The organism is Neisseria sp. P0008.S010 (assembly GCF_051962715.1).
Classification (GTDB): domain Bacteria; phylum Pseudomonadota; class Gammaproteobacteria; order Burkholderiales; family Neisseriaceae; genus Neisseria; species Neisseria elongata.
Genome location: NZ_JBQCVA010000268.1, coordinates 1 through 278, shown reverse-complemented (window position 1 = coordinate 278; position 278 = coordinate 1). Strand labels below are relative to the sequence as shown.

Below are 278 nucleotides of genomic sequence, written 5' to 3'. Positions count from 1 at the left end.
AAATTACCGTATCGTTCTTCTGCTGCGGGACATCGAAGGAAAAGACACCGAAGAGACCGCGGAACTGCTGGGCATGACTTCCAACGCCGTAAAAACCCGTCTCCACCGGGCCCGTATGGCCCTGCGCGAACTCCTCGACCCTCATTTTCGCGGAGCGTCGCTGTGATTACGTGCCGCGAACTGGTCGACTTCCTGATGGCCTACTGCGACGGCGAGTTGCCGCCGGACCAGCGCGCCACGTTCGAAAAACACCTCGCCTGCTGCCACCCGTAGGCTGT

At 60.4% G+C, this 278-nt stretch carries 2 protein-coding genes; both read left to right on the top strand.

Going from position 1 to position 278, the window contains the following annotated elements:
- The first annotated feature begins 10 nt into the window (after positions 1–10).
- Positions 11–166: a sigma factor-like helix-turn-helix DNA-binding protein gene (locus ACTHSL_RS13535; protein WP_440381714.1), complete on the top strand. Its 156-nt coding sequence runs from the start codon at positions 11–13 to the stop codon at positions 164–166.
- A complete protein-coding gene (locus ACTHSL_RS13530) occupies positions 163–273 on the top strand; it encodes an anti-sigma factor family protein (protein ID WP_440381713.1) in 111 nt (36 codons plus the stop codon). Before ACTHSL_RS13535 ends, ACTHSL_RS13530 begins: the two co-directional genes overlap by 4 nt.
- The last annotated feature ends 5 nt before the right edge of the window (positions 274–278 follow it).